The 25,073-nt window shown below is 72.5% G+C and carries 24 protein-coding genes; 16 read left to right on the top strand and 8 right to left on the bottom strand.

Features of this window, described 5'->3' with window-relative positions; all coding sequences use genetic code 11:
• Positions 1-180: 180 nt before the first annotated feature.
• Genes PUR26_RS20225 through PUR26_RS20210 form a run of 4 tightly spaced genes read left to right on the top strand, consistent with a single transcriptional unit; the run spans position 181 to position 4,901 of the window.
• Positions 181-1,617, top strand: coding sequence for an FGGY family carbohydrate kinase (locus PUR26_RS20225; protein ID WP_329873822.1), 1,437 nt, complete (start codon positions 181-183; stop codon positions 1,615-1,617).
• A gap of 41 nt (positions 1,618-1,658) precedes the next feature.
• The gene (locus PUR26_RS20220; protein ID WP_443077115.1) at positions 1,659-3,017 is read left to right on the top strand and encodes an FAD-dependent oxidoreductase; all 1,359 of its coding nucleotides are present in this window, start codon (positions 1,659-1,661) and stop codon (positions 3,015-3,017) included.
• Entirely contained in the window at positions 3,014-4,246 is a 1,233-nt protein-coding gene (locus PUR26_RS20215; RefSeq protein WP_329873820.1) for an NAD(P)/FAD-dependent oxidoreductase, read from the top strand. Before PUR26_RS20220 ends, PUR26_RS20215 begins: the two co-directional genes overlap by 4 nt.
• Positions 4,247-4,268: 22 nt before the next feature.
• Entirely contained in the window at positions 4,269-4,901 is a 633-nt protein-coding gene (locus tag PUR26_RS20210; RefSeq protein WP_329873819.1) for a cysteine hydrolase family protein, read from the top strand.
• On the opposite strand, the gene PUR26_RS20205 is transcribed toward PUR26_RS20210, so the two are convergent.
• Positions 4,828-5,703 (bottom strand): uracil-DNA glycosylase, encoded by an 876-nt coding sequence (locus PUR26_RS20205; RefSeq protein ID WP_329873818.1) that lies wholly within the window; start codon positions 5,701-5,703, stop codon positions 4,828-4,830. The genes PUR26_RS20210 and PUR26_RS20205 overlap by 74 nt on opposite strands.
• An 80-nt stretch (positions 5,704-5,783) precedes the next feature.
• Between PUR26_RS20205 and PUR26_RS20200 the strand changes: the two genes are divergently transcribed.
• Together PUR26_RS20200 and PUR26_RS20195 are read left to right on the top strand one after the other, a co-directional pair.
• Positions 5,784-6,260 (top strand): NUDIX domain-containing protein, encoded by a 477-nt coding sequence (locus PUR26_RS20200; protein ID WP_329873817.1) that lies wholly within the window; start codon positions 5,784-5,786, stop codon positions 6,258-6,260.
• Positions 6,261-6,373: 113 nt separating this feature from the next.
• A complete protein-coding gene (locus tag PUR26_RS20195) occupies positions 6,374-6,610 on the top strand; it encodes a hypothetical protein (RefSeq protein ID WP_329873816.1) in 237 nt (78 codons plus the stop codon).
• Here the strand turns inward: PUR26_RS20195 and PUR26_RS20190 are convergent.
• Positions 6,582-7,811 (bottom strand): cytochrome P450 family protein, encoded by a 1,230-nt coding sequence (locus tag PUR26_RS20190; protein ID WP_329873866.1) that lies wholly within the window; start codon positions 7,809-7,811, stop codon positions 6,582-6,584. The genes PUR26_RS20195 and PUR26_RS20190 overlap by 29 nt on opposite strands.
• A 407-nt stretch (positions 7,812-8,218) precedes the next feature.
• On the bottom strand, positions 8,219-9,118 hold the full coding sequence (locus PUR26_RS20185; RefSeq protein ID WP_443077114.1) for an NAD(P)-dependent oxidoreductase: 900 nt from the start codon (positions 9,116-9,118) through the stop codon (positions 8,219-8,221).
• A gap of 216 nt (positions 9,119-9,334) precedes the next feature.
• Here PUR26_RS20185 and PUR26_RS20180 point away from each other — a divergent pair, with 216 nt between their 5' ends.
• The 9 genes from PUR26_RS20180 to PUR26_RS20140 all read left to right on the top strand — a co-directional run bounded on the left by PUR26_RS20180 (position 9,335) and on the right by PUR26_RS20140 (position 18,338).
• The gene (locus PUR26_RS20180) at positions 9,335-10,174 is read left to right on the top strand and encodes an ABC transporter substrate-binding protein (RefSeq protein ID WP_443077122.1); all 840 of its coding nucleotides are present in this window, start codon (positions 9,335-9,337) and stop codon (positions 10,172-10,174) included.
• Positions 10,171-10,971, top strand: coding sequence for an amino acid ABC transporter permease (locus tag PUR26_RS20175; RefSeq protein ID WP_329873815.1), 801 nt, complete (start codon positions 10,171-10,173; stop codon positions 10,969-10,971). Before PUR26_RS20180 ends, PUR26_RS20175 begins: the two co-directional genes overlap by 4 nt.
• 8 nt (positions 10,972-10,979) lie before the next feature.
• Positions 10,980-11,831: an amino acid ABC transporter ATP-binding protein gene (locus PUR26_RS20170; protein WP_329873814.1), complete on the top strand. Its 852-nt coding sequence runs from the start codon at positions 10,980-10,982 to the stop codon at positions 11,829-11,831.
• A gap of 275 nt (positions 11,832-12,106) precedes the next feature.
• A complete protein-coding gene (locus tag PUR26_RS20165) occupies positions 12,107-12,961 on the top strand; it encodes a GNAT family N-acetyltransferase (protein ID WP_329873813.1) in 855 nt (284 codons plus the stop codon).
• A 220-nt stretch (positions 12,962-13,181) separates the two neighbouring features.
• Positions 13,182-14,687 carry a collagen-binding domain-containing protein gene (locus PUR26_RS20160; protein WP_329873812.1) on the top strand — a complete coding sequence of 502 codons (1,506 nt, stop codon included), beginning with the start codon at positions 13,182-13,184 and terminating at the stop codon, positions 14,685-14,687.
• A gap of 98 nt (positions 14,688-14,785) precedes the next feature.
• A complete protein-coding gene (locus PUR26_RS20155; RefSeq protein WP_329873811.1) occupies positions 14,786-15,496 on the top strand; it encodes a hypothetical protein in 711 nt (236 codons plus the stop codon).
• Positions 15,497-15,500: 4 nt separating this feature from the next.
• Positions 15,501-15,755: a hypothetical protein gene (locus PUR26_RS20150; RefSeq protein WP_329873810.1), complete on the top strand. Its 255-nt coding sequence runs from the start codon at positions 15,501-15,503 to the stop codon at positions 15,753-15,755.
• Positions 15,752-16,540, top strand: coding sequence for a metallophosphoesterase family protein (locus PUR26_RS20145; RefSeq protein ID WP_329873809.1), 789 nt, complete (start codon positions 15,752-15,754; stop codon positions 16,538-16,540). The genes PUR26_RS20150 and PUR26_RS20145 overlap by 4 nt, the downstream gene beginning before the upstream one ends.
• A 139-nt stretch (positions 16,541-16,679) precedes the next feature.
• Positions 16,680-18,338: a catalase gene (locus tag PUR26_RS20140; protein ID WP_329873808.1), complete on the top strand. Its 1,659-nt coding sequence runs from the start codon at positions 16,680-16,682 to the stop codon at positions 18,336-18,338.
• A gap of 168 nt (positions 18,339-18,506) precedes the next feature.
• Here PUR26_RS20140 and PUR26_RS20135 read toward each other — a convergent pair whose 3' ends face one another.
• On the bottom strand, positions 18,507-18,749 hold the full coding sequence (locus PUR26_RS20135) for a DUF5133 domain-containing protein (RefSeq protein WP_329873807.1): 243 nt from the start codon (positions 18,747-18,749) through the stop codon (positions 18,507-18,509).
• A 249-nt stretch (positions 18,750-18,998) separates the two neighbouring features.
• On the bottom strand, positions 18,999-19,832 hold the full coding sequence (locus PUR26_RS20130; protein WP_329873806.1) for an SDR family oxidoreductase: 834 nt from the start codon (positions 19,830-19,832) through the stop codon (positions 18,999-19,001).
• A gap of 295 nt (positions 19,833-20,127) precedes the next feature.
• Between PUR26_RS20130 and PUR26_RS20125 the strand changes: the two genes are divergently transcribed.
• Positions 20,128-21,366: an FUSC family protein gene (locus PUR26_RS20125; protein WP_329873805.1), complete on the top strand. Its 1,239-nt coding sequence runs from the start codon at positions 20,128-20,130 to the stop codon at positions 21,364-21,366.
• Positions 21,367-21,448: 82 nt separating this feature from the next.
• Here the strand turns inward: PUR26_RS20125 and PUR26_RS20120 are convergent, their stop codons facing one another.
• The 3 genes from PUR26_RS20120 to PUR26_RS20110 all read right to left on the bottom strand — a co-directional run bounded on the left by PUR26_RS20120 (position 21,449) and on the right by PUR26_RS20110 (position 25,036).
• Positions 21,449-21,862, bottom strand: coding sequence for an SRPBCC family protein (locus tag PUR26_RS20120; RefSeq protein ID WP_329873804.1), 414 nt, complete (start codon positions 21,860-21,862; stop codon positions 21,449-21,451).
• A gap of 467 nt (positions 21,863-22,329) precedes the next feature.
• Positions 22,330-23,862 (bottom strand): MFS transporter, encoded by a 1,533-nt coding sequence (locus PUR26_RS20115; RefSeq protein ID WP_329873803.1) that lies wholly within the window; start codon positions 23,860-23,862, stop codon positions 22,330-22,332.
• 133 nt (positions 23,863-23,995) lie between these two features.
• Positions 23,996-25,036: a 2-hydroxyacid dehydrogenase gene (locus PUR26_RS20110; protein WP_329873802.1), complete on the bottom strand. Its 1,041-nt coding sequence runs from the start codon at positions 25,034-25,036 to the stop codon at positions 23,996-23,998.
• Between the last annotated feature and the right edge of the window lie 37 nt (positions 25,037-25,073).

Genomic DNA, 25,073 nt, shown 5'->3' with positions numbered 1-25,073 from the left:
GGAACCACAACTATTCGGCCACCGGCAACAGTTGACGTTACGTCAATCCACCGGACATTCCGGGAGCGTCTTGACGGGGCCGCCGCGGTGTTCCAGGCTTCCGTGCGGCGATCACGGTTCGCCGGCCCGGTCCGGCTCCCCCGCCGGACACCGGGTCCTCCGAGCGGACGGGAGTGGACGATGACGGGCCCTGTGCTGGCCGTCGACCAGGGCACCTCGGGCACCAAGGCCCTGGTGGTCTGCCCGGAGCGCGGGGTGATCGGCTCCGGTACGGCGCCGGTGCGCCCGCGCCATCTGCCCGGTGGCCGGGTGGAGGCCGACCCGGGTGAGCTCCTCGGTTCGGTCCTGCTGGCCGGACGGGCGGCGCTGGCCGAGGCCGGGGAGCCGGTCGCCGCGGTGGGCCTGGCCAATCAGGGCGAGACGGTGCTCGCGTGGGACCCCCGCACCGGCACCCCGCTCACCGACGCGATCGTCTGGCAGGACCGGCGGTCGGAGGAACTGTGCACCGAACTGGCACCGCACGCCGAGGCGCTGCGCGAGTGGACCGGGCTGCCCCTCGACCCGTACTTCGCCGCTCCCAAGATGGCCTGGATCCGACGCCATCTCACCCGTGAGGGTGTCGTCACGACCAGCGACGCGTGGCTGGTGAACCAGCTGACCGGCGCGTTCGTCACGGACGCGGCGACCGCCGGACGGACCCAGCTGCTGGACCTGGACGGCGTGAACTGGTCGCCCGAGGCGCTGGACGTCTACGGCCTCGCCGATGAGCGGCTGCCGCGCGTCGTCGATGTCGCGGGGGAGGTCGGCACGACCGGGGCGTTCGGCCGCGCCGTACCGCTGACCGGTCTGATCGTGGACCAGCAGGCCGCACTGCTCGCGCAGGACGTGACCGAACCGGGCGGCGCCAAGTGCACCTACGGCACCGGGGCGTTCCTGCTCGCGCAGACCGGATCGCGCCCCCGGCGCGGTCGCTCGGGGCTGGTGAGTTGTGTGGCGTGGCGGCTCGGCGGGCGGACCAGTTACTGCCTGGACGGGCAGGTGTACACGGCCGCGTCGGCGGTGCGCTGGCTGACCGATCTCGGGGTGATCTCGGGCGCCTCGGACCTCGACCCGGTCGGCACGTCGGTGCCGGACACCGGCGGGGTGACGTTCGTCCCGGCGCTGGCCGGGCTCGCCGCCCCCTGGTGGCGCGGCGACCTGCGGGGTTCGGTGACCGGCCTCGGCCTGGACACGACCGCCGGGCATCTGGTGCGGGCGCTGTGCGAGGGCATCGCCGCGCAGGTGGTGGAGCTCGCCGACGCGGCCGCCGCCGACCTGGGCACCCCGCTGACCTCGCTGCGGGTCGACGGCGGGCTGACCCGCTCGGCGCTGCTCATGCAGACGCAGGCCGACCTGCTGCAACTGCCCGTCGAGGTGTCGGCGCTGCCGGACGTCACCGCGCTGGGGGTGGGCGCCCTGGCCCGGATCGGCCTGGATCCGCGGCTGTCGCCCAAGGAGGCGGTGCCCGTGTGGACACCGGCCGCCGTCTACGAGCCGCGGGTGCCGGCCGCCGAGGCGGCGACGCGGATGGGGGTCTTCCGCGCGGCGGTGGACGCGCTGCCGGGCCGGGCGCGGTGACGGGGCGGCCGGGGGCGGTCCCGCCGGACGAGCCCTACGACGTGACCGTGGTCGGCGCCGGCGTCGTCGGCTGCGCGATCGCCCGCGAGCTGGCGCGCCACTCCCTGCGCACCGCGCTCGTGGACGCCGCGGACGACATCGGCGCCGGAACGTCCAAGGCCAACACGGCCATCCTGCACACCGGTTTCGACGCCGTGCCCGGCTCCCTGGAGGCACGGCTCGTACGGGAGGGGCAGCGCAGGCTCGCGGCGTACGCCACCGCGACCGGCATCCCGGTGGAACCTCTCGGGGCCCTGCTGGTCGCCTGGGACCAGGAGCAGCTCGCGACCCTGCCCTCCCTGGCGCGGAAGGCCGTCCGCAACGGCTACCACGAGGCGCGCCTCATCGGCGCGGACGAGCTGCGGGCACGCGAACCCCATCTGGGGCCGGGCGCGCTCGGTGCGCTGGACGTTCCGGGCGAGAGCGTGATCTGTCCCTGGTCGACGACGCTGGCCTACGCGACGCAGGCCGTCCACGGCGGGGTGGACCTGCGTCTGGACTGCCGGGTCGAGACGGTCCGCGAGGGCGCGGTGCACGAGCTCGGTACGAGCCGCGGCGTGCTGCGGACCCGGTTCCTCGTCAATGCCGCGGGGTTGTACGCCGATGAGCTCGACCGGCTGCTGGGGCGTGACGACTTCACGGTGACGCCCCGGCGCGGTCAGCTGATGGTCTTCGACAAGTTCGCCCGGGGGCTGGTGAACCACATCCTGCTGCCGGTACCGACGGCGCTGGGCAAGGGGGTGCTGGTCTCCCCCACCGTGTACGGCAACGTGCTGCTCGGGCCGACGGCGGAGGACCTGGCCCCGGGAGCCAGAACGGCGACCGGCACGACGGCCGAAGGGCTCTCGTACCTGCGGGACATGGGCCGGCGCATCCTTCCCCGGCTGCTGGACGAGGAGGTCACGGCGGTCTACGCCGGGCTGCGCGCCGCCACCGGGGAGGACGACTACCGGATCACCTCGCACCCCGGACAGCGGTACGTCACGGTGGGCGGGATCCGGTCGACCGGGCTCACCGCGTCGATGGCGATCGCCGTGTACGTGACCGAGCTCCTCGGCGAAGCCGGGCTGGAGCTGGGGGCGCCCGGTGAACTGCCGCCGCCGCGGACGCCGAATCTCGGTGAGGCGTTCCCCCGCCCGTACCTCAGCGCGCGGATGATCGCCGCGGATCCGGAGTACGGGGCGATCGTGTGCCACTGCGAGCGGGTGACACGGGGCGAGATCCGGGACGCGCTGGCCGGCCCGATCCCGCCGCGGTCGCCGGACGGCCTGCGGCGGCGCACACGGGCACGGGCCGGGCGCTGCCAGGGGTTCCACTGCGGGGCGGCCGTGCGGGCGCTGTTCGAGGAGGCGGGACGGTGAGGAGCGAGCGGCACGTCGACGTCCTGGTCGTCGGCGCGGGCCCGGCGGGACTCGCGGCCGCCGCCCGGCTGGCCGTCCTCGGTGCCGGCGCCGTCGAGGTGCTGGAACGGGAGAGGGAGGCCGGAGGCGTCCCCCGGCACTGCCACCGCACCGGGTTCGGGTGGCGGGAGCTGCGCCGGCCGGTGACCGGTCCGGCGTACGCGCGCCATATGGCGGAGGAAGCGGTACGGGCGGGCGCGACGGTCCGGACGGGCGTCACCGCGACCGGCTGGGCGGGCCCTCTGGCCGTGGAGACGACGAGCCCGGACGGTCTGGAGCGGATCAGGGCGCGGGCGGTGGTGTTGGCGACCGGCGCGCGTGAACGGCCCCGCAGCGCACGCCTGGTGCCCGGTTCGCGCCCGGACGGGGTGCTGACCACGGGTGAGCTGCAGCAGTCCGTGTACCTGTACGGCCGGAGGATCGGGACCCGCGCCCTGGTCGTCGGGGCGGAGCCGGTCGCCCACCACGCGGTACGGGCCCTGCGGCACGCGGGCGTCGAGGTGGCGGCGCTGGTCACCGAGGAGCCCTGGTCCCGGCCCGGTGCCCTGAGCCGGGTGCCCGTGCTGGGCTCGACCACGGTGGACGAACTGGTGGGACGGGGGCGGCTGTCGGGAGTGCGGCTGACCCACCGGGACGGCCGGACCACGACCGTGGCCTGCGACACCGTCGTGTTCACGGGCGACTGGATCCCCGAGCGCGAACTGGCGCGGTACGGCGGGGTGGTCCTCGACCCCGGTACGCGCGGTCCCGCGGTCGATGGTGCGTTCCGCACCTCGGAGCCCGGGGTCTTCGCGGTGGGCAATGTGCTGCACGGGGTGGAGACCGCCGGGCGGGCGGCCGCGGAGGGGCGTGACGCGGCGGAGTCGGTACTGGCCTTCCTGACCGGCTCGGGCACGGGCGGGACGCCGGGCGCGCACTGGCCCGGGAGGCACGTTCCGGTGGTGGTCGAGGCCCCGCTGCGGTGGGTGACACCGAACCGTGTCGTCCCGCCCGGTGCCCGGCGTTTCCTGCTGCGCCCGGACACCCTCCTCGTACGACCGTTGCTGACGGTGCATCAGGACGGGCGGCTGCTGTACCGCCGGCGGGTGTGGGGAACGGCGGCGCCGTCGCGTTCGGTGACGCTGGCGGGTGACTGGACCCGCCGGGTCGCCGCCGACGGCGGACCTGTGCGTATCACCGCCCACCCCTGATCCAAGCCTGCATGATGAACATATGACCGATCATTCATCGCCGCCCGTGGAAGCCCTCGTCGTCGTCGATGTCCAGTCCGCCTTCTTCACCGGCGACCAGGCGGTGCCGGAGGCCGAGCAGGTGCTCGTGGGCACAGGGACGATGCTGGAACGCGCGCGGGAGAGCGGCGCGCTCGTCGTCCACCTCCAGAACGACGGTGCGCCGGGGACGTCCGACGAGCCCGGGACACCCGGATGGGAACTCCATCTGCCCGTCCGGCGGGGGCCGGGCGAGACCGTGATCCGCAAGGCGCACGACGACGGTTTCCGGGAGACGGCCCTGGGCGACGTGCTGACCGGGGCGGGGGTGCGGTCGCTGGCCGTCTGCGGAGTGATGTCGGAGATGTGCGTCGCCGCCACGGCGAGGCAAGCCCTGGAGCGGGGCTACCGGGTGGTCCTGCCCCACGACGCCCACGGGACGTACGACGTCCCGGCGGCAGCGGGCATCAGCGACGTGGTGCCCGCGGCCGTGGCGTCGCGGGTCGCCGAGTGGTCCCTCGGCGACGAGGTCGAGATCGTCGCGCACGCCGATGAGGTGCGGTTCACCGCTCCCCCCTCGGCAGTCCGGCCGCCCGGGCCGCTCGACCGAGCACATCGGTCAGCATGGCCGGGGTGAGGCGGCCGGTGAAGGTGTTGCGCTGGCTGACGTGATAGCAGCCGAACACCTCCAGGTCCGGCCCGCCGTCGGTGGCGGTCAGTGTGACGCGGGCGCCGTGTCCGAAGGCGGGGCGCGGCCTGGGCACCTCCCAGCCCGCCTGGGCCAGCGCGGGCAGGACCGCCTGCCAGCCGAAGGCGCCGAGGACGACGAGCGCGCGGACGGTGGGCCGCAGCAGCCGCAGTTCGCCCGACAGCCAGGGGCGGCAGGTGTCCCGCTCCCGCGGTGTCGGCTTGTTCGCGGGCGGGGCACAGTGGACCGGGGCGGTGACCCGCACTCCGTACAGCCGCAGACCGTCCTCCACGTCGGTGGACCGCGCCTGGCTGGCCAGACCGACCTCGTGGAGGGCCGCGAACAGGACGTCGCCGGAACGGTCACCGGTGAACATCCGGCCCGTGCGGTTGCCGCCGTGGGCGGCCGGTGCGAGACCGACGACGAGCAGCGCGGCGTCGTCGGGGCCGAAGCCGGGGACGGGCCGGGCCCAGTAGTCCCAGCCCGCGTAGGCAGGGCGGCCCTCCCGGGCCACCTGTTCGCGCCAGGCCACCAGACGGGGACAGGCCCGGCAGCTCGTGACGCGCTCGTCGAGCTGGCGGACGGAGCGCGCCCGGGCCGCTTCGCCGGCCGGGAATCCGGCCCGGTCGGGCCCTTCCCCGGAACCGGGCTGGTACGGCGCCCCGGCAGGACCGGACCCGCCGGACGGCGAGGACCGGCCGGAAGGAGCGGGGGACGCCGGCGGGCCTGGCCGGGCGGCCGCTTCGCACATGGGATCCCACGCTCCCTCACTCGGGGTGATCGTTCTGCCCGGGAACGCTATCCCGGACGCCGAGGGGCAAACTCTCCGGCATGACGGTGAAGCGAAGCGCGGGACTCCTGTTGTTCCGTACGTCGAACGGACGTGTCGAGGTGCTCATCGCCCACATGGGCGGGCCCTTCTGGGCCGCGCGCGACGAGGGCGCGTGGTCGATCCCCAAGGGCGAGTACGAGCCCGACGAGACGCCCGAGGCGGCCGCGCGGCGGGAGTTCGTGGAGGAGCTGGGGCTGCCCGCCCCCGACGGGGAGAGGATCCCCCTGGGTGACATCCGGCAGGCGAACGGGAAGATCGTCACGGCGTGGGCCGTGGAGGCGGACCTCGATCCGGAACAGATGGTGCCGGGCACCTTCACCATGGAGTGGCCGCGCGGTTCGGGCGTGTCGCGCGAGTTCCCGGAGGTCGACCGGGCGGCCTGGTTCGCCCCCGAGGAGGCGGCGCCCCGACTCGTCGCGGGGCAGCAGGTGTTCCTGGAACGGCTGGAGGAGTACGTCCGGGGGCGTGCGGGATGACGCACGGCCGGTGACGGAGGGGTCCCTGCCACACGCGGGGCAGGCCGTGCCGGGTGATTGTCAGTGGCGTACGGAAGAGTGGGACGTCCCAACCCATCGACCGGGAGGCAGAGATGGTCACCACCCTCACCCTGCACGAGCGCGCCGCCGCGCAGGCCTACATCCGGCTGGTGGAGACCGCGCAAGCGGTGCTCACCGATCCGGTGCTGGCGCCGATGGCCGGGGCGTATCTGTCGTCATCGATGGCGGAGGCCGACGAGGCGTTGCGGTCCGCCGGGCTGAGCGGCAACGAGGCCGAGTTGATGCGGTGGGTGGCCGCGCTCAGGGCCGCTGACCGTGGTCCTTCGTAGCGGGTCGCAGGCGCACGGGGAGCGTGTGGACGCTGTTGCCCACGAATCCGGCGTGACGGGGCAGCCGGGACGGCGGGACGGCCAGGTCCAGTTCGGGGAAGCGGGTGAAGAGCCGTTCCAGGGCGACCGTGGCCTCCAGCCGTGCCAGCGGCGCGCCCAGGCAGTAATGCGGTCCGTGCCCCAGGGAGAGGTGGCGGGCGGTGCGGGTGACGTCGAACCGGTCGGCGTCCGGGCCGTGGGCGGCGGTGTCCCGGCCGGCCGCGGAGTAACCGGCCAGGACCGGCGTCCCCTTGGGGATGAGGGTGCCGTCGAGGGTGATGTCCCGGGTGGGATAGCGGAAGGGGAAGTAACCGACGGGGCTGTCCCAGCGGAGGGTCTCCTCGACCACGTCCGCCCAGTCCGCTTCGCCGCCGAGCACCAGGCCGAGCTGGTCCCGGTGGGCGCAGAGCGCGCGGACCGCGTTGGTGATGAGGTTGAGCGTCGTCTCGTGCCCGGCGACGATCATCAGCAGCAGGGTGCCGATCAGCTCCTCCCGGCTCAGCCGGTCACCGTTCTCCTCATGGGCCGCGATCAGTCCGCTGGTCAGGTCGTCGCCGGGGTCGGCGGCGCGGGCCGCGGCGACCGCGGTCAGTACGGCGACGAGCTCCCGGTTGGCCGCCATCGCCTCCTCGGGGCCGATGTCGGTGGCGACGACCCGGTTGCTCAGATGGTGCAGCCGGTCCTGGTGTCCGGGGTCCACGCCGAGGAGTTCGCAGATGACGCCCATCGGCAGCGGGAGGGCGAAGTGGCGGCGCAGATCGGCTACACCGTCACCGGCCGCCGCGGCCGTGTCCTCCAGCCGGTCGAGGAGTTGCGCTGTCAGCGCCTCGATCCGTGGCCTCAGCTCCTCCACCCGGCGGGTGGTGAACGCCCTGCCGACCAGACCGCGCAGCCGGCGATGGTCGGCGTCGTCCGCCGTGGTCATGCCCCGCACGGTGGCGAAGGTCCGCAGCGGCCAGCCGTCGGGTATGCGCCCCTCGCGCAGCGCCGTGAAGTGCTGGGCGTTCTTGGCGACGTCGGGCCGCGCCAGGAACTCCTTGAGCGCGTCATGGCCGAGCACGGCCATCCCCGGCACGTCGCCGGGGAGCAGCACGGGGGCGACCGCTCCCCGGGCGAGCAGGCGGGCGTTGTCGGCGTGGGGGCAGCCGCCCGCGGGGTCCATCCTGTGCGGGGTCTCACCTGACGAGTCCAACGGACCCTCCTGGCTTCGGGGCGCTGCCGGGACCTCGTCCGTTCCAGCCCCGGTCATGCCGTGCGGATGGGTGTGACGACCTCGGTGGCCGGCTCCGCCGCACCGCGTGAGCCGGCGGCCCGTCAGCGTACCGCCGGGTGGTGCCGGGCGTCCCGGAATCCGCACGACGTACCGACGGGCCTGTCCGGTCCGCCCGCGACGGAGCGGCGAGGAGCGGCCGGGGAGGACCGGTGCATGGCCTGGCGGTGCGCACGGCCGCCCCGGGCGGCCCGGGGCGGCTCCGGGGCCGGGCGGCCCGGGGCGGCTCCGGGGCCGGGCGGCCCGGCGGGTGTCCGTCGGCACCCGGACAGGGCTCCTCCCGCCGCGGCCCCCGTGCCTCAGCCGTCCTGGACGGACGGCTCGAAGGCGGCCAGGTAGCTGGCCGCCATGTCGCGGTCGCCCTGGCCCCGCTGTTCCAGGCGTTCGAAGCGGGCCACGCCCGCTTCCGCGAGGTCCAGCCGGACGCCGGAGCGCCGGCCGGCCTCGACGATGAGGCGCGCGTCCTTGAGGGCGTTGGTGACGGTGAAGTTCGGCGCGTAGTCGTCGGCGAGTACGGCGGCGGCCTTGGCACGCAGATAGCCGTTGTCCAGCGGCCCGCCCTCGACGCTGTCCAGGAACAGGCGCGGGTCGACGTCGAGTCCGCGGGCGAGCGCGAGCGCCTCGCCGGTGGCGTGGGTGAGGGCCGCGACCCAGCTGTTGAGGACCAGTTTGAGGCGGCTCGCGGCGGCGCTTCGCCCGTCGTCGCCGACCCAGGTGGTCCGTCGGCCGATGGCGTCGAAGACGGGAGCGAGGGTGGTGCGCGCGCTCTCGGGGCCTGCGGCCAGGACCAGCAACTCGCCCGCCTCGGCGGGCTGCCGGGTGCCGAGGACGGGCGCGTCGACGAACGTGAGGCCGTGCTCGTCGGCGAAGGCGGCCAGCTCCGCGGTGGCGGCGTCGCCGACGGTGGCGGTCTGGGCCCATACGGTCCCGGGGGCGAGACCGGGCAGCGCGTCCTTCATCGCCTGCAGCACCCGGGGGCCGTCGTTGAGGGCGGTCAGGACCACATCGGCTCCGGTGACGGCCTCGGCGGGGGTGGATGCCGTGCGGGCGCCGTCCGCGACGAGTGCGTCGGCCTTCTCACGGGTGCGGTTCCAGGCGTGGACGTACAGGCCGGAGCGGAGCATGGAACGGACCATGGCGGCACCCATGATTCCGGTGCCGAGGACCGCCACTTTCGGGTTTGTCGTGTGTCGGATCACATCCCCGACCCTAGGGCTTGTCTCCCGGATGCGGCCGGATCGGCGAGCTGCGGCGCATGAGAGTTGGGACTCATGGGGCCACGGGGTGCCCTGGGGCTGGGGCGGCGCCTGTGAGGGGATTCCTGATCTCCGCGACGTCACGCCTTCCGTGGCATACGATCACGCCCGGCGGCTGTCCCACCCCCGCCGCCCCCGTGTCAAGGAGGTCAACCCGTGCTGAGGACTGCCGGCGGCAAGCGCGCCCACCGCTCCCGTACCGTCATCACCGCCTGCGCCACAGCGGCCGGTCTGCTGCTCGCCGTGGGCTGCTCGTCGGACGACGAAGGACCCGGTGTGGCCAAGGGGGGTGTGCCCGTGGCCGAGAAGGGGAAGCTGACCACCTGCACCCATCTGCCGTACCCGCCCTTCCAGTTCGAGCAGAACGGGAAGGTGGTCGGATTCGATGTGTCGCTCGTCGACCTGGTGGCCGAGGACATCGGCGTCAAGCAGGAGATCCTCGACACACCGTTCGAGAACTTCAAGACGGGCGCCTTCCTGAACTCCGGTGAGTGCGACCTCGCGGCCGCCGGCATGACCATCACCGATGAGCGCAAGAAGAACGTGGACTTCTCCGTCCCCTACTTCGACGCCACCCAGGCACTGCTCGCCACCAAGAAGAGCGGCGTGACGACGCTGGCGGAGGTCAAGGAGAAGAAGCTCAAGCTCGGGGCGCAGGCGGAGACCACCGGGGAGAGCTACGCCACCTCGCAGGGCTTCGACCCGGTGGCGTTCGAGAGCTCCGACGCCGTGCTGAACGGTCTGCGCACCGGCCAGGTCGACGCGGTCGTCATCGACTACCCGGTCGTACAGGGCTGGCTGAAGGACAAGGCCAACGCCGACGCGTTCGCCCTCGGCGAGAACATCGAGACGGGCGAGCAGTACGGCTTCTCGGTGAAGAAGGGCAACGACAAGCTGCTGGCCGCGATCAACAAGGCCATCACGGACGCCAAGGCCGACGGGACGTACAAGAAGCTCTACGAGCAGTGGATCGGCCCGCTGCCCAAGGGACAGTCGTGACCTCTCGGCTGTCCAGGCGCCAGCGGCGCCGCGTCTCCCAGGGCGTCCAGTACGCGGTGCTCGTGGCGGTGGTGGTCCTGGTCGCCGTCAAGGCCGACTGGGACCGCCTGCAGAACCAGTTCGCGCAGAAGGACCTCGCGAGCCAGCTCTTTCCCGACATCATCACCATCGCACTGCGCAACACGGTGGTGTACACGCTCTCCGGCTTCCTCTTCGGCCTGGTGCTCGGTCTGATCGTGGCGCTGATGCGCCTCTCCTCCGTGGCGCCCTACCGGTGGGTGGCGAGCGTCTACATCGAGCTGTTCCGCGGTCTCCCGGCCCTGCTCATCTTCATCTTCGTCGGTGTCGCGGTGCCGCTGGCCTTCCCGGGGACGGAAATCCCTGGTGGTACGTACGGGAAGGTGGCGCTCGGCCTCGGCCTGGTGGCCGCCGCGTACATGGCCGAGACCATCCGTGCCGGTATCCAGGCGGTGCCCAAGGGGCAGATGGAGGCGGCGCGTTCGCTCGGCTTCTCGCACGCCCGGGCCATGGTGTCGGTGATCATCCCGCAGGCGTTCCGCATCGTCATCCCGCCTCTGACCAACGAACTGGTCCTGCTGTTCAAGGACTCCTCGCTGGTCCTGTTCCTCGGGGTGACCCTGGAGGAACGGGAACTGACCAAGTTCGGCCGGGATCTGGCCAGCCAGACCGCCAACTCCACGCCGATCCTCGTGGCCGGGCTCTGCTATCTGCTGGTGACGATTCCCCTGAGCTTCGTGGTGCGCCGCCTCGAAGCCCGTGCCGACAGGGCGAGGTGAGGAGCGGGATGCGCAAGGAACCGGGCCGTCCGGAGATCGAGATCCGCGCACTGCACAAGTCGTTCGGTGAGAACGAGGTGCTGCGCGGCATCGATCTGGAGATCGCCACGGGCGAGGTGGTGTGCGTCATCGGGCCCTCCGGGTCGGGGAAGTCGACGCTGCTGCGCTGCGTCAATCTGCTGGAGGAGCCGAGCGGGGGGCAGGTCTTCGTGGGCGGCACCGAGGTCACCGACCTCGATGTCGACATCGACGCCGTCCGCCGCCGGATCGGCATGGTCTTCCAGCAGTTCAACCTCTTCCCGCACGTGACGGTGACCGAGAACCTGACGCTCCCCCAGCGACGGGTCCTGCGCCGCGGCAAGGAGGAGGCGGAGGCCGTCGCCCGGGAGAACCTGGCAAGGGTGGGGCTGGCGGACAAGGCGGACGCCTACCCCGCGCAGTTGTCGGGCGGTCAGCAGCAGCGGGTGGCGATCGCCCGCGCGCTGGCCATGGGGCCGGAGGTGATGCTCTTCGACGAGCCCACGTCGGCGCTCGACCCGGAGCTGGTGGGCGATGTGCTGGCCGTCATGCGCAGGCTCGCCGCCGAGGGCATGACGATGATGGTCGTCACGCATGAGATGAGCTTCGCCCGGGAGGTCGCCGACCGGGTCGTCTTCATGGACGGCGGGCGGATCATCGAGGAGGGCCCGGCCGAACGGGTCGTGGGCGATCCGCAGCACGAGCGGACGCGGAACTTCCTGACCCGCATCCTGGACCCGGCCGCGGCGGAGCAGCCGTCGGAAGAAGCCGGTGGACCGACCGGTGACCGACCCGGGAGCGACGGCCCACCCGGAAGCGGGATGTCCAAGGACTCGGGTTGACGGGAGCGACGGGCTGAGGGGGCTCTGCGGTGCACCGCACGGTTGCGTGCGGTGCACCGCCCGTCCATGGCCCCCCGTATGTCGCCCCGCCCAGCGCCCCGGCCGCCCGGTTCCGGGCGGCGGCCGGGCGGCCGGTCCCTGTCGCGGGACCGGCGTGGGCACCGCCGGTCGCGGGAGCCGCCCAGGCAGCGCGCCCCATGACGCCCTCTGGTGGGTGACCGGCCGCGTGCATAGCGTACGAGGACAACCGTGGTGACGGCCCGAAGGAGATCGTGATGACGTACCCGTCGGATGGGGACCTGCAGGTGTCCCGGGCGACGCCGGAGGACTGGCGCCTGGTGACGGAGTGGGCGGCTGCCGAGGGCTGGAATCCGGGCCTGTCCGACGGTGCGGGCTTCTTCGCGCAGGATCCCGACGGTTTCTTCCTGGGCAGGATCGCGGGCGAGCCGGTGTCGTCCGTGTCGGTGGTCAACTACAGCGACAGTTATGCCTTTCTCGGCTTCTACCTGGTGCGTCCGGACCTGCGCGGCCTCGGGCACGGGCTGGCCACGTGGAAGGCGGCGCTCGCCCACGCCGGTGACCGCACGGTGGGACTGGACGGGGTGCCGGCGCAGCAGGACAACTACCGCCGCTCGGGCTTCGCCTGGGCGTACGGCACCGCGCGGTACGCCGGGCCGGCGCCCGTGCGCCCGCCGGGCGAGGGCGTGGTGCCGGCCGTCAGCGTGGGCCTGTCCGCCATCGCCGCGTACGACAGCGCCTGCTATCCGGCCGAGCGCGTCCGGTTCCTGGAAGGGTGGCTGACGCTGCCGGGACACGTGGCGCTCGCCCGTGTCGTCGACGGCCGGCTCACGGGGTACGGGGTGATCCGCCCGGCGCGGGAGGGTGCGCGGATCGGACCGCTGTTCGCCGATGCGCCGGCCGATGCCGAGGCGCTCTTCGACTCCCTCGTGGCCGCCTCGGGGGCGGCCACGATCGCCGTCGACGTCCCGGACGCCCACCCGGCGGCCGTCCGTCTGGCCGAGGCCCGCGGCCTGACCCCCTCGTTCCGTACGGCACGCATGTACACCGGCCCGGTCCGCCCCTTCGCCGCCGACCGGGTCTTCGGGGTCAGCACCCTGGAACTGGGCTGACCCGGCCCGGCGGGCCTCGGCGGCCCGGCGCCCGGGGCAGCGTCCTGAGCGAGCCGATGTGCCGACGGGGCGGGGTGATGGCCGGTGGGCGGCCGTCCGTTCCGCCATTGATGTGAGGCGGTCGGGCGACTGGGCGCGTCACACGCACAGACGCGCACGATGATCCTATTTTCCCGCTATGCGAATGACTGGAATGGCTGTAGTGCCCGCGGTATGCGCGGTGAGTCTGGGGATCGCGGTGCAGACCGTCCAGGCCGACCCGGCTCCCCCGGCGTCCGAGCGGTCCTCCCGTACGTCGACGGCCGTCGTCGGCAATCCGATGGCGGGGAACAACGGATTCGGCGTCGTCACCGAGAAGGACGCCCTGCTGGGTGCCGGGGAGAGCCGGGGAGCCGTCGCGGTCGGCGGGGACCTGCGGTTCGGTACGGGCTTCACCGTCTCGCCGCCGGGCGGCGGCTCCTTCGTCGCCCCCGGTGACTCCCGGCCCACGGCGCTGCTGGTCGGGGGCAGGGCGGACTTCGCGGGCAGCGCCGCCGAAGGTGTGCTGCGGGTGCGGGGCGACGGATACGTCAAGATCGGCGACACCGCCCGCACCCCCGCTCTGGCCACCGACATGAACGGAGCCGCCGTCAACACCCGGATCGTCGGCTCCGGCACCGGATACAACACCACGCCGCGCATCGAGCTCACGGTCCCGCAGCCGCCCGGCTCGGTCGGGCCCGCGCCCGGTCTGCTGGACGTCGGGGAGCTCTTCGCCGGCCATCGCGGGCGCGCCGATCTGCTGGCCTCCTGTTCGGCGGACGTGGTGGCGCGGGACGGCGAAGGGGCGGCGCTGACGGACCGCGGCGACCTCGCGCCCGGCTCGAACGTCCGGGTCCGCCTGTCCGAGGACCGGACCAACGTGCTGCGTCTGACCGGCGAGCAGCTCAGCGACATCGCGGTGCTCACCTTCGAGAACAAGCCGACGGCCACCGGCCCTCTCGTCGTGGTGACCGACACCGGAGGAGACGGCCTGTCCTGGCGCACACCCGCCCTCACGGGTGCCGGCGACGCGGAGGCGCCCTATCTCCTGTGGGCCTTCCCCGACGCCGCGAGGATCACCCTGACGGGCGGAAACACGCTGTTCGGCTCCCTCCACGCACCCCGGGCCCATCTGAAGGACCTGAGCGCGGCGGGCATCGAGGGTGACGTCGTGGTCCGCTCGCTGGAGGCGGGAACCCTCCCGGCCTCCTCGGGTGGCGCGGTGAACGCGGGCGGGATCCACCACGTCCCGTTCGCCGCCGAGCTGTCGTGCGGACAGGGCGCCACGGCCGCGCCGTCACCGTCGCCTTCCGGGCCGGGGGCGTCCGGCGGCGCGGAGTCGGGGCCCTCGGCACCGGCGGGCTCCGGCCACCCGGACCAGGGCGACGAACACACCGGCCGTACGGACGGCGGCGCCGGGGCACAGCAGTCCGGCAGCGGTCCGGCGGCCGGCCCCAAGCCCGTCGCGGCGAGCGGAGCCGGCGGTCCCTCCCCCGCCGCCGGCGCGCTCGTGTCGCCCGTCTCGCGCCAGGCGGCCCCCTCCGAATCGGAGGCGCTCGCCATGGACCGGCGCCTGCGTGTGGAGGCGGCCGGCGAAATGGCCGACACGGGTGCCGGGGTCCAGCTGTGGCTGCTCGCCGGGGTGGCGGCGCTGCTCGTGACCGTGGGAACCGTGATGGCGGCCGTGGCCCGGCGCCGGCGCTGATCGACGGGATCCACACGGCCGCGCATTCCCATGGGTCGTTCGGCACAGGGCGGGTACCCGAACCGCTCCCCGCAGGCCGACGAGGAGGACGGACAACCGTGAGGAACCACTCGCAGGACGCCACCCATCCGGGCACACCGACGGAGCCGTCCGGGCTGCGGCTGGCGGGCGGCAGGGCCGTGGAGGCCGATCCTCCGGCCCCTTCGCCAGGTCCCGCCCAGGGCGGCGGGTCCGGGGGCAGCCGCCTTCCTCCGGACCGCACCCAGGCGATCCTGGAGGCCACCAAGCACGTGGCGAGCATCCTGAAGGGCGCCGGTCATCCCTTCGCGCTGGCCGGAAGTGTGGCCGCCTACGCTCACGGCGTACCGGCCAGCCTCCAGCACGACACCGACTTCGCCATCCTGCGCGAGGACGCCGAAGCGGTGACGCGGGACCTGGAGGGCGCGGGCATCCGGGTCCGGATCCCGCCGGAGGACTGGCTGGTCAAGGCCCGCAGCCATGGCGAGGAGATCGACCTGATCTTCGAGCTGACCCGCCACCCGGTGAACCGTGACCTGCTGGCCCGGGCCCAGATCCTGCCGGTGGACTCGGTGCAGATGCCGGTACTCGCCCCGACCGATCTGATGGGCAGCCTGCTGGCCGCCTTCTCGGAGCACCACTGCGACTTCGGGGCGGTGCTCCCGATCGCACGGACCCTGCGGGAGAAGATCGACTGGGATCTGCTGCGCCGGGAGAACGAGGGCGTCCCGATGCCCGAGGCGTTCCTCTACCTGCTGGAGCGCCTGAACGTCATCGACCGACGGGAGTGAGGTCATGAACACCGCCGACACCGCCGAGTACCGCATCGCGCACCTGCGCGACCGGCTGGCCGGCGAGGACATCGCCGAGCTGGGCATCCGGATCGAGCAGCGCGGTGTGACGGTCATGCTCTACGGCACCGTCTCCAGCGCCGCCTGCAAGGACGAGATCCTGCGGATCGCGCGCGAGGAGCTGGCCGGGCTGCCCGTGCGCGAGGACCTGGTAGTGGTCCGAGCGACCGCCCCCGACCACCCCGAGGAGCTGGCGTGATCCGAGTAGCAGCGGTCGGCGACATCCACCTGGGCCCGGACAGCGCGGGAGCGCTGCGGCCGGCCTTCGACACCCTCGGCGAGTGCGCGGACGTCCTGCTGCTCGCCGGTGACCTGACCCGCCACGGCACGGCCGAGGAGGCGCAGGTGGTGGCCGGGGAAGTGGCCGGGCTGGACGTCCCGGTCGTCGCGGTCCTGGGCAACCACGACTACCAGAGCGACCAGCAGGCGGCGGTGACGGCGGCGCTCGAAGCGGTGGGCGTGCGGGTGCTGGAGGGCGAGGGGACCGTCCTGGACATCAATGGCGTCCGGGTCGGTGTGGCCGGGACCAAGGGGTTCGGCGGCGGCTTCGCGGGCCGCAGCGGCGGCGAGTTCGGCGAGCCGGAGATGAAGGCGTTCATCCAGTACTCCCGGCGGTGCGCCGACGGGCTGCGCACCGCTCTGGACGTGCTGGAACGGAAGGACTGCGCGGTACGGATCGCCCTGACGCACTACGCGCCGGTGCCGGACACCCTGGTGGGCGAGCCGCTGGAGATCTACCCCTTCCTGGGCAGCTATCTGCTGGCCGAGGCGGTGGACGGGGCTGCGGCGGACCTCGCGGTCCACGGTCATGCGCACATGGGCGTCGAACACGGCATGACCAGCGGCGGGGTGCGCGTCCGGAACGTGGCGCAGCCGGTGATCGGCCAGGCTTTCGCGGTCTACCACCTGGGCGTGCGCGACAGCGCCGACGACGCCGGCGACGGCGCCCCCACGCCGCGTCCGCACGCGACCACGGCGGGGTGACGGCGGCAGGTCCGGTACGGGAGGCGGGCGGCGATCCGTCGCCTCCCGTACCGGTTGGCCCCTTCCGGCTGGCGGCTGACGGAGGATACTGCGACGTATTGGACAAAACATCTCGAACAACTCGAAGGAGCGGAGGATCGTGACGGACGTATCGAGCCGAGGTCCCACCCCCGGCGACGACCGCAAGGTGCTCACCAACCGGCAGGGCCACCCGGTCTACGACAACCAGAACCAGCGCACGGTCGGGGCACGCGGCCCGGCGACACTGGAGAACTACCAGTTCCTGGAGAAGATCAGCCACTTCGACCGGGAACGCATCCCCGAGCGCGTGGTCCACGCCCGGGGCGTCACCGCGTTCGGCTTCTTCGAGGCGTACGGCGCCTGGGGCGACGAGCCGATCAGCCGCTTCACCCGGGCCAAGCTGTTCCAGGAGCGCGGCAAGCGGACCGACCTCGCCGTGCGCTTCTCGACGGTGATCGGCGGCCGGGACTCCTCCGAGGCGGCGCGCGACCCGCGCGGCTTCGCGGTGAAGTTCTACACCGAGGACGGCAACTGGGACCTGGTCGGCAACAACCTGGGCGTGTTCTTCATCCGCGACGCGATCAAGTTCCCGGACGTGATCCACGCGCTGAAGCCGGACCCGGTCACCTTCGAGCAGCAGCCGCGCCGGATCTTCGACTTCATGTCGCAGACCCCGGAGAGCATGCACATGCTGGTCAACCTCTTCAGCCCGCGTGGCATCCCCGCCGACTACCGCCATATGCAGGGGTTCGGCGTGAACACCTACAAGTGGGTCAACGACGCGGGCGACACCGTCCTCGTCAAGTACCACTGGATCCCCAAGCAGGGCGTCAGCAGCATGACCGCGGAGGACGCGGCCCAGGTGCAGGCCGACAACCTCGGGCACGCCACCAAGGACCTCTACGAGGCGGTGGGGCGCGGCGACCACCCCGAGTGGGAGCTGCGGGTGCAGATGATGGAGGACCACGACCACCCGGAGCTGGATTTCGATCCGCTGGACGACACCAAGACCTGGCCCGAGCAGGACTTCCCGCCGAAGCCCATCGGCAGGATGGTGCTCGACCGGATGCCGGACAACTACTTCGCCGAGAACGAGCAGATCTCGTTCGGCACCGGCGTCCTGGTGGACGGTCTGGACTTCTCCGACGACAAGATGCTGGTCGGCCGTACCTTCTCGTACAGCGACACCCAGCGCTACCGGGTCGGGCCCAACTACCTGCAGCTGCCGGTCAATCACGCCAAGAACGCCGAGGTGCGCACCAATCAGCGCGACGGCCTGATGACCTACCACGTGGACGGCGGCGGCGAGAACCCGATCGTCAACTACGAGCCGTCGATCACCGGCGGTCTGCGCGAGGGACAGTTCCCCACGCACGACGAACAGGGTCCGGAGATCCGTGGCAGGCTCACGCGCAAGCGGATCCCCCGGACCAACGACTACACGCAGGCCGGCCAGCGCTATCTGCTCATGGAGCAGTGGGAGCGCGACGACCTGGTGAACAACTTCATCACGCTGCTCAAGCAGTGCGACCGGCCGGTCCAGGAGCGGATGGTCTGGCACTTCCTGCTCGTCGAGAACGACCTCGGCGTCCGCGTCGGTGAGGGGCTCGGCATCACCCCGCGGGAGGTCGCCGGGCTGGAGCCGCTCGCCAGCCAGGACCTCACCGAGGAGGACCGCAAGCGGCTGGCGAACCTCGGGGAGAACCCGCCCCGCGACGTCTCGGGTCTCACCATGACCCACTGCGTCCCCAATGAGCGGCGTGTGGTCACGCGGTGAACCGACCGACGGCGCGCTGAACCCGGCCGACCGGAGAACGACCGAGGGCCCCGCCGGCGGCGGGGCCCTCGGTCGGCGCGGCTCCGCCGGCCGTGCGATGCGAGGAGCGCGGGCGGGACCGCGCGGGCGTTCACGTCCACGCGGCGGGGGCGCGACGGATCACGCGCGTCACAGGACGGCGTCCTGGGCCCCGAGGAGCGAGTCGTCCTCGGTACGGGCGCCGGGCAGCCGGTAGCGGGCCGCCACGAGCGCGGCGTCGACGTCGCTCGTCCCGGTCGCCACACAGAGCAGGTAGCCGACGTCGTCGAACTCCTGGCGGCTCTCCGGCCCGCCGTCCCCGGCCTGGAGCAGGGCAAGGGCTTCGTAGCGCTCCATGAGGTTCTTCAGCACGGCGGGGTGGGCCAGCAGCACGGTGGGCTCCTCACTCGGATCACAGGGGATCACGTCGAATTCGCGGTGATCGTTGACGATCACTGATGAGGCGGCTGCCCCGAGGAGCGCCGTTCATACATCCCGACCTTCGGCCCGGCATCCATCCCCGCCGTCGTTCCCGCGTCCCCGCCGGCCTTCGTCCCGGCGTTCAGCCCCGCCGTCCTCCCCGCGTTCCCGCCGTGTGGCCACCCGGGGCGCGGCGGGCAGGGTCCGGTGGGCGTCCGGGCTTCAGGGCCGGCGCCAGGCGTCGCTCTCCAGGTGCGACCCCGCCTGCGGGCCCATCCGCAGCATGCCGCCGTCCACGGCCCAGGACGCGCCCGTGACGTAGGAGGACTCCTCGCTCGCGAGGAACGCGATGACCGCCGCGACCTCGCGGGCGTCACCCGGGCGGCCCAGCGGGACTCCGGGGCGGGAGGTGCGGCGCACGTCCTCGTCCTCCTGGCCGGTCATCGGGGTGGCGATCTCCCCGGGGGCCACGGCGTTCACCCTGATGCCGTGCTCGGCCAGTTCGAGCGCCATGACCTGGGTGAGGAGACCCAGTCCGCCCTTGGCCGCGCAGTAGGGCGCGGCGCCGACCCGGGGCTGGTGCTCGTGCACGGACGTCACATTGACGATGCACCCGCCGTCGCCCTGCCGGATCATGCGGCGCGCGGCGACCTGGCCGCAGAGGAAGGGCCCGATGAGATCGACGTCGATCACCTCGCGCACGGTCTCGTACTCCATGTCCACGAAGGGTGTGGCCGTCCCTGTACCGGCGTTGTTCACGAGGACGTCGATACGACCGAGCTCCCGCGCCAGGTCCTCGACCACGCCGGCGGCGTCAGGCAGCCGGGACAGGTCCGTCCTGGCCAGGGCCGCCCGCCGCCCATGGGCCCGGACCTCCTCGGCCGTCCGGTGCGCGCCTTCCTCGTCCGTGTGCCAGGTGATGCCGATGTCCATGCCCTGGCTCGCCAGGCGGACGGCGGTGGCACGGCCGATGCCGGAGTCCGATCCGGTGACGACGGCCACCCGGGCGGGCCGGGGCGTGCGGGAAGCGGCGGGGGTGTCCGAAGGCAGGTCCATCACTCCTCCTCGACAAGGGTCCGGGCCTCTGTCCGTACCACGGACGGTTCCTCGCAAACCCGCCCGCGGCTCCGCCCGCCTCCCCCGCACGGCCTCGCCCAGCTCCGCCCGGCTCCGCCCGGCTCCGGCGCGGACAACCGTGGTGGCGGAGAACAGCGGGCACGTCAGTGACACCGGATATCACTGTGGCAGCAGTGATGGCAGAGACATGGGAGTCGCTTGGGCAACAGGAGCGTCCGAGGGGTTCCTGGGACGGAAGTGTGCTGATCTGCTCATGATCGGGCACTGGAATGGGATGCCGGAAGTATCAGCACCCGTGATCAAACTGGTGCGGCGGACCACCGAACCCGTCGCGGCGCAGACCTTGCGCTCCACCGCTGCCGCCGTCATCTCCTATGTCGTCGCCCTGATGGTCCTGCCCCCGCAGCCCGCGCCCCTGACGGCTCCGCTGACCGCTCTCCTCGTCGTGCAGGTCACCCTCTACTCGACCCTGACCACCGGGGTGCGGCGCGTCAACTCGGTGGTCGTCGGGGTTCTGATCTCCATCGGCTTCAGCGCCCTGGTCGGCCTGACCTGGTGGAGCCTCGGCCTGACGATCTTCACCTCGCTCATCATCGGGCGCTTCGTGCGGGTGGACGAGTTCGTACCGGAGGTGGCGATCAGCGCGATGCTGGTCCTCGGTGTCTCGCAGGCCACGTCCGTGGCCTGGCACCGGGTCCTGGAGACCCTGATCGGCGCCGGGGTCGGCCTGCTGTTCAATCTGCTGTTCGCCCCGCCCGTGTGGGTGCAGACGGCCGGGGCCTCGATCAACGGACTGGCCAACGAGATGGGCAGGATGCTGCGCGCCATGGGCGAGGAGATCGGCGAGCGCGGCCACATCCCTGTCGGGCACGCCGCCTCCAGGCTGCACGAGGCACGCCGGCTGGACCACGACATCGTGGAGGTCGACGCCTCGCTGCGGCAGGCGGAGGAGAGTCTGATGATGAACCCGCGCGTCCGGCAGGGACTCATGGCCAGGGTCGTCCTGCGGACCGGCCTGGACACGCTGGAGATCTGTGCCGTGGTGCTGCGGGTCCTCACCCGCACGCTGACCGATCTGGCGAAGTTCCGGACCGAGGAGTCCTTGTTCCCGCCGGACGTCGCCGCGTCCCTCAAGGAGCTGTACGCACAGATGGCCGACGCGATCGAGAGCTACGCGGTACTGGTCACGACCCCGGTCGCGGCCAGCGCCGAGGAGGCCGAGGACCGGCTGACGAACGCGCTGGCCGTCAGCCGGACCACCCGCGACCACGTCGCCGACCTGCTGCTGGAGGACGTGCAGGAGCACCCCCGGCAGTGGCAGCTGCACGGCGCGCTGCTCGCCGAGATCGACCGCATCCTCGACGAACTGGACGTGTTCAAGCGCACCGAGCGGCTCACCCAGGAGCTCGACCGCCACTCCGCCGAGCTCCAGGAACGCCACCCCCGGCTGGTCGCCGTCGGACGACGGCTGCGCGGCGACGGACGGCAGCGCCCGCCGGGAGTGGAGACGTGAGCGCGCGCGCACGGTCCGGCGGGGCCGCCCGCCGGGGCGGATCACCCACGGTCCGGCCGCGGGGCCGGACCGGACGCCCTCCTCAGCCCGCGGCCCCGTCGACCCTCAGCCGTACCTGCTCCTCAAGGCGCTCAAGGCTCCCGTCGAGGGCGGTGTGGACAGCCTCCTGGCCGGGGTCGTGCTCCTTCTCGAAGAAGGAGAGGTGCACCGTCACCTCACTGGCACCGCTGTCGATCCCCGCGACCTGGAGCCATCCGGCGTAGCCGCCGGTGTCCCTGGTCCCCCACTCCAGCCGCATCTGCTCCTTGCGCGCGCGCAGCAGCGCGGAGGTGTCCCGGTCGCTGTGGTCCTCGTGCACGGTGACCGCGGGCAGCTCCTCGGCGCGCACGTGCAGATCCTCCGGCATCCAGGAGTTCAGCCGGCCGACGTTGGCGGCCTCGTCGAAGACCTGCTCGGGCGGCGCCGGCATCGTGCGGGAACGTTCGTACTCGGTCATGTCCCATCGCTCCTCGGGTGGTTTCGTCCGCAGTGGTTCGTCGGACGCATGCCCGGGCGGTCGGCCCCGAAGCCGTGCCCGGGCATGAACCCACCCGTTCGCGTGCCCCCGGGGGTCGTGTCAGGGGACGGGGGCACCGCGCGCGAGCGGCGGGGCCGCGGACAGGACGGGGCGGGACCGAGGGCGGGACCGAGGGCAGGACAAGGGCGGGACAAGGCTGAGGAGAAGACGTGAAGGCGGGCGGCACCCGGCCGGGAGGGAGCCGCCGGGAACAGCGGCGGGCCCCGGGAAAGGAGAAGCCCCGGCTGGACGGGGGAACCAGCCGGGGCAACTCGCGCGGTTGTGAAGGGATCTCCACAAGCGCTTAGGTGAACGATAAACCACCCTTCCCCGGGAATGCCAATCGGCACTGTCCGGCCTGGTCGGGGGCGGTCAGCAGGGGATGCCGAGCCCGTGGGCGGATGCGGTCAGCGGGGGGACGCCGAGCCCGTGGGCGGAGGTGTCGAGGAGGCGTCGGCCGAGCTCGCGTCGGCCGGTGTCGTGGCGGCGGCCTGCGCCGACAGCGGGGTGGCGATGTCCTCCAGCGACTTGCGTTCCGCGTCCACGGCGAAGAAGACGGCCACCACCCCCGCGAGGACCATCAGCGTCGCTCCGATGCAGAACGCGAGCACGGTGTCGCCGACGACTCCGCTCTCCGTGAGGCCGGCGAAGATCAGCGGTCCCGAGATACCTCCGGCAGCGGTGCCGATGGCGTAGAAGAAGGCGATGGCCATCGCCCGGGTCTCCATCGGGAAGATCTCGCTGACCGTGAGGTACGCGGAGCTGGCGCCGGCCGAGGCGAAGAAGAGGACCACGCACCAGCACGCCGTCATGGTGATCGCCGTGAGCCAGCCGTTGCCGAACATCCAGGCCGTGACATAGAGCAGCAGTCCCGACAGGACGTAGGTTCCGGCGATCATGGGCCGTCGTCCCCAGGTGTCGAAGAGACGGCCGAGCAGCAGCGGTCCGAGGAAGTTGCCGAACGCGATCACGGTGAAAAAGTAGCCGGTCGTACCGCTGGGGACATCGAAGAACTTCACCAGGATCGAACCGAACCCGAAGGTGATGGCGTTGTAGAGAAACGCCTGTCCGACGAAGAGCGAGAGCCCCAGCACCGCCCGTTTGGGGTACGAGCGGAAGAGCGTCCTGCCGATCGTCACGAAGCCGACGCTGTGCCGCTGCTTGATCGTGATCGATCCGGCCGGCTCGGGCAGCCGCTCCCCCGTCTCCCTCTCGACCTCGCGCTCCACGTCGTCGACCAGCTTCTCGGCCTCCTCCGAGCGCCCGTGGATGAACATCCAGCGCGGGCTCTCCGGGACGTGCCGCCGCACCAGCAGGATCACCAGGCCCAGCACCACGCCCAGGCCGAACGTCAGCCTCCAGCCGATGTCCTTGGGGAAGATGTCGGTGTTCAGGGCGAGCACGGACAGCAGGGCGCCACCCATGGCGCCGAGCCAGAAGCTGCCGTTGATGATCAGGTCGACGCGGCCCCGGTACCTGCTGGGGATCAGTTCGTCGATGGCCGAGTTGATGGCCGCGTACTCGCCGCCGATGCCGAAGCCGGTGAGGAACCGGAAGAGGAAGAACCACCAGGCCGAGAAGGACACGGCGGTCAGCGCGGTCGCGGCCAGGTAGACGGCCAGGGTGATCAGGAAGAGCTTCTTGCGCCCGTAACGGTCCGTCAGCCAGCCGAAGAACAGCGCTCCGGAACACGCGCCCGCCACGTACAGCGCGGCGGCGATACCGGTGACCTGGGCGTCCGTGATGGAGAGTCCGCTGCCGTCCTCGGAGAGCCGACTGGCGATGTTGCCGACGACGGTCACTTCGAGACCGTCGAGGATCCACACGGTCCCCAGACCGATCACGATCATCCAGTGCCAGCGCGACCAGGGCAACCGGTCCAGCCGTGCGGGAACCTTGGTGGTGATGGTGCCGTTCGCCTCATGCCCCAGTTCACTCATGGACCACCTCCGGGTGTAGACACCCGGCCCGGGTACCCCATGATCAAACCGGCGAAACGGCCTCCGTCCCCACCGGCCGAGCGACCCCGCGCACGCCCGCGCCCTCCCGCGGCCCCCGCGCCCTCCCGCGGCCCTAACGGCCCAGCACTTCCGGGTTGGCGCAGTGGGCGAGCCCCTCGCCGCGCAGAAAGCGGCCGACCTCGCCCGCCACGATCCGAGCCGCCTTGTGGGCGACCTGCCGGCTCGCCCCGGCGATGTGCGGGGTGAGGACCACACCCGGCGTGCTCAGCAGGCGCGCGCCCGCCGGGACCGGCTCGGCCGGGTATACGTCGAAGCCCGCGCCCGCGAGACGGCCGGACTCCAGGGCGTCGCACACGGCGTCGTAGTCGAGCAGCGCGCCCCGGGCGCAGTTGACGAGGACCGACCCGCGCGGCATGGAGGCGAGCTGCTCGCGCCCGATCATGCCCCGGGTCTCGTCCGTCACCCGAGCGTGCAGGGAGACGATCCTGGACCGCGACAGCAGCTGGTCGAGGGGGACCAGTTCGGCGATGCCCGCCACGGCCTCGGGCTTCGCGTACGGGTCGTGGACGAGGACCGTGGCGCCCATCGCGACCAGCGCGCGCGCCACCCGGGAGCCGATCGCGCCGAAGCCGACGAGGCCCACGACGGAGCCGTCGATCTCGATGCCGCAGTTGTCGTAGTCGTAGTAGTCCCCGCGCCAGACGCCGTGGGTGAGGTCGGTGTGGACCTCGCCGATGCCGCGGGCCGCGGCGAGCAGCAGCGCGAGGGTGTGCTCGGCGGCGGCCACGGCGTTGCGGCCGGGTGCGTGGCTCACGGCCACGCCGTGACGGGTGGCGGCCTCCAGGTTGGCGTTGACCGGGCCGCCCCGGCTGACGCAGAAGAGCTCCAGGGCCGGGCAGCGGGCCAGGACACGTGCGGTGAGCGGGGCCATCTGGGTGACGCAGACGCGTACGTCCCGCAGGGCCTCGATCATCTCGTCCTCGCTGCCGACGGCCTCGTCGACCTCGGCGACCTTGCCGAAGGGGGTGTGCGGCCAGGGCAGCTGGATCTCCCTGACGTCGAGCGCCGCGCCGGGTGCCGCGGCACGCAGTTCCTCGGTGAACAGACGGGGCAGGACGAAATGGTCGCCCGCGGCGAGGACGGTGGTGGTCACGGGATGCTCCAGAGGGGGTCTGTCAGGGGCGGTCGGT

The sequence above is a fragment of the Streptomyces sp. SP18CS02 genome, from assembly GCF_036322365.1.
Classification (GTDB): domain Bacteria; phylum Actinomycetota; class Actinomycetes; order Streptomycetales; family Streptomycetaceae; genus Streptomyces.
Note: the sequence above shows the minus strand (reverse complement) of the source record. Positions and strands in the feature narration are given on the sequence as shown.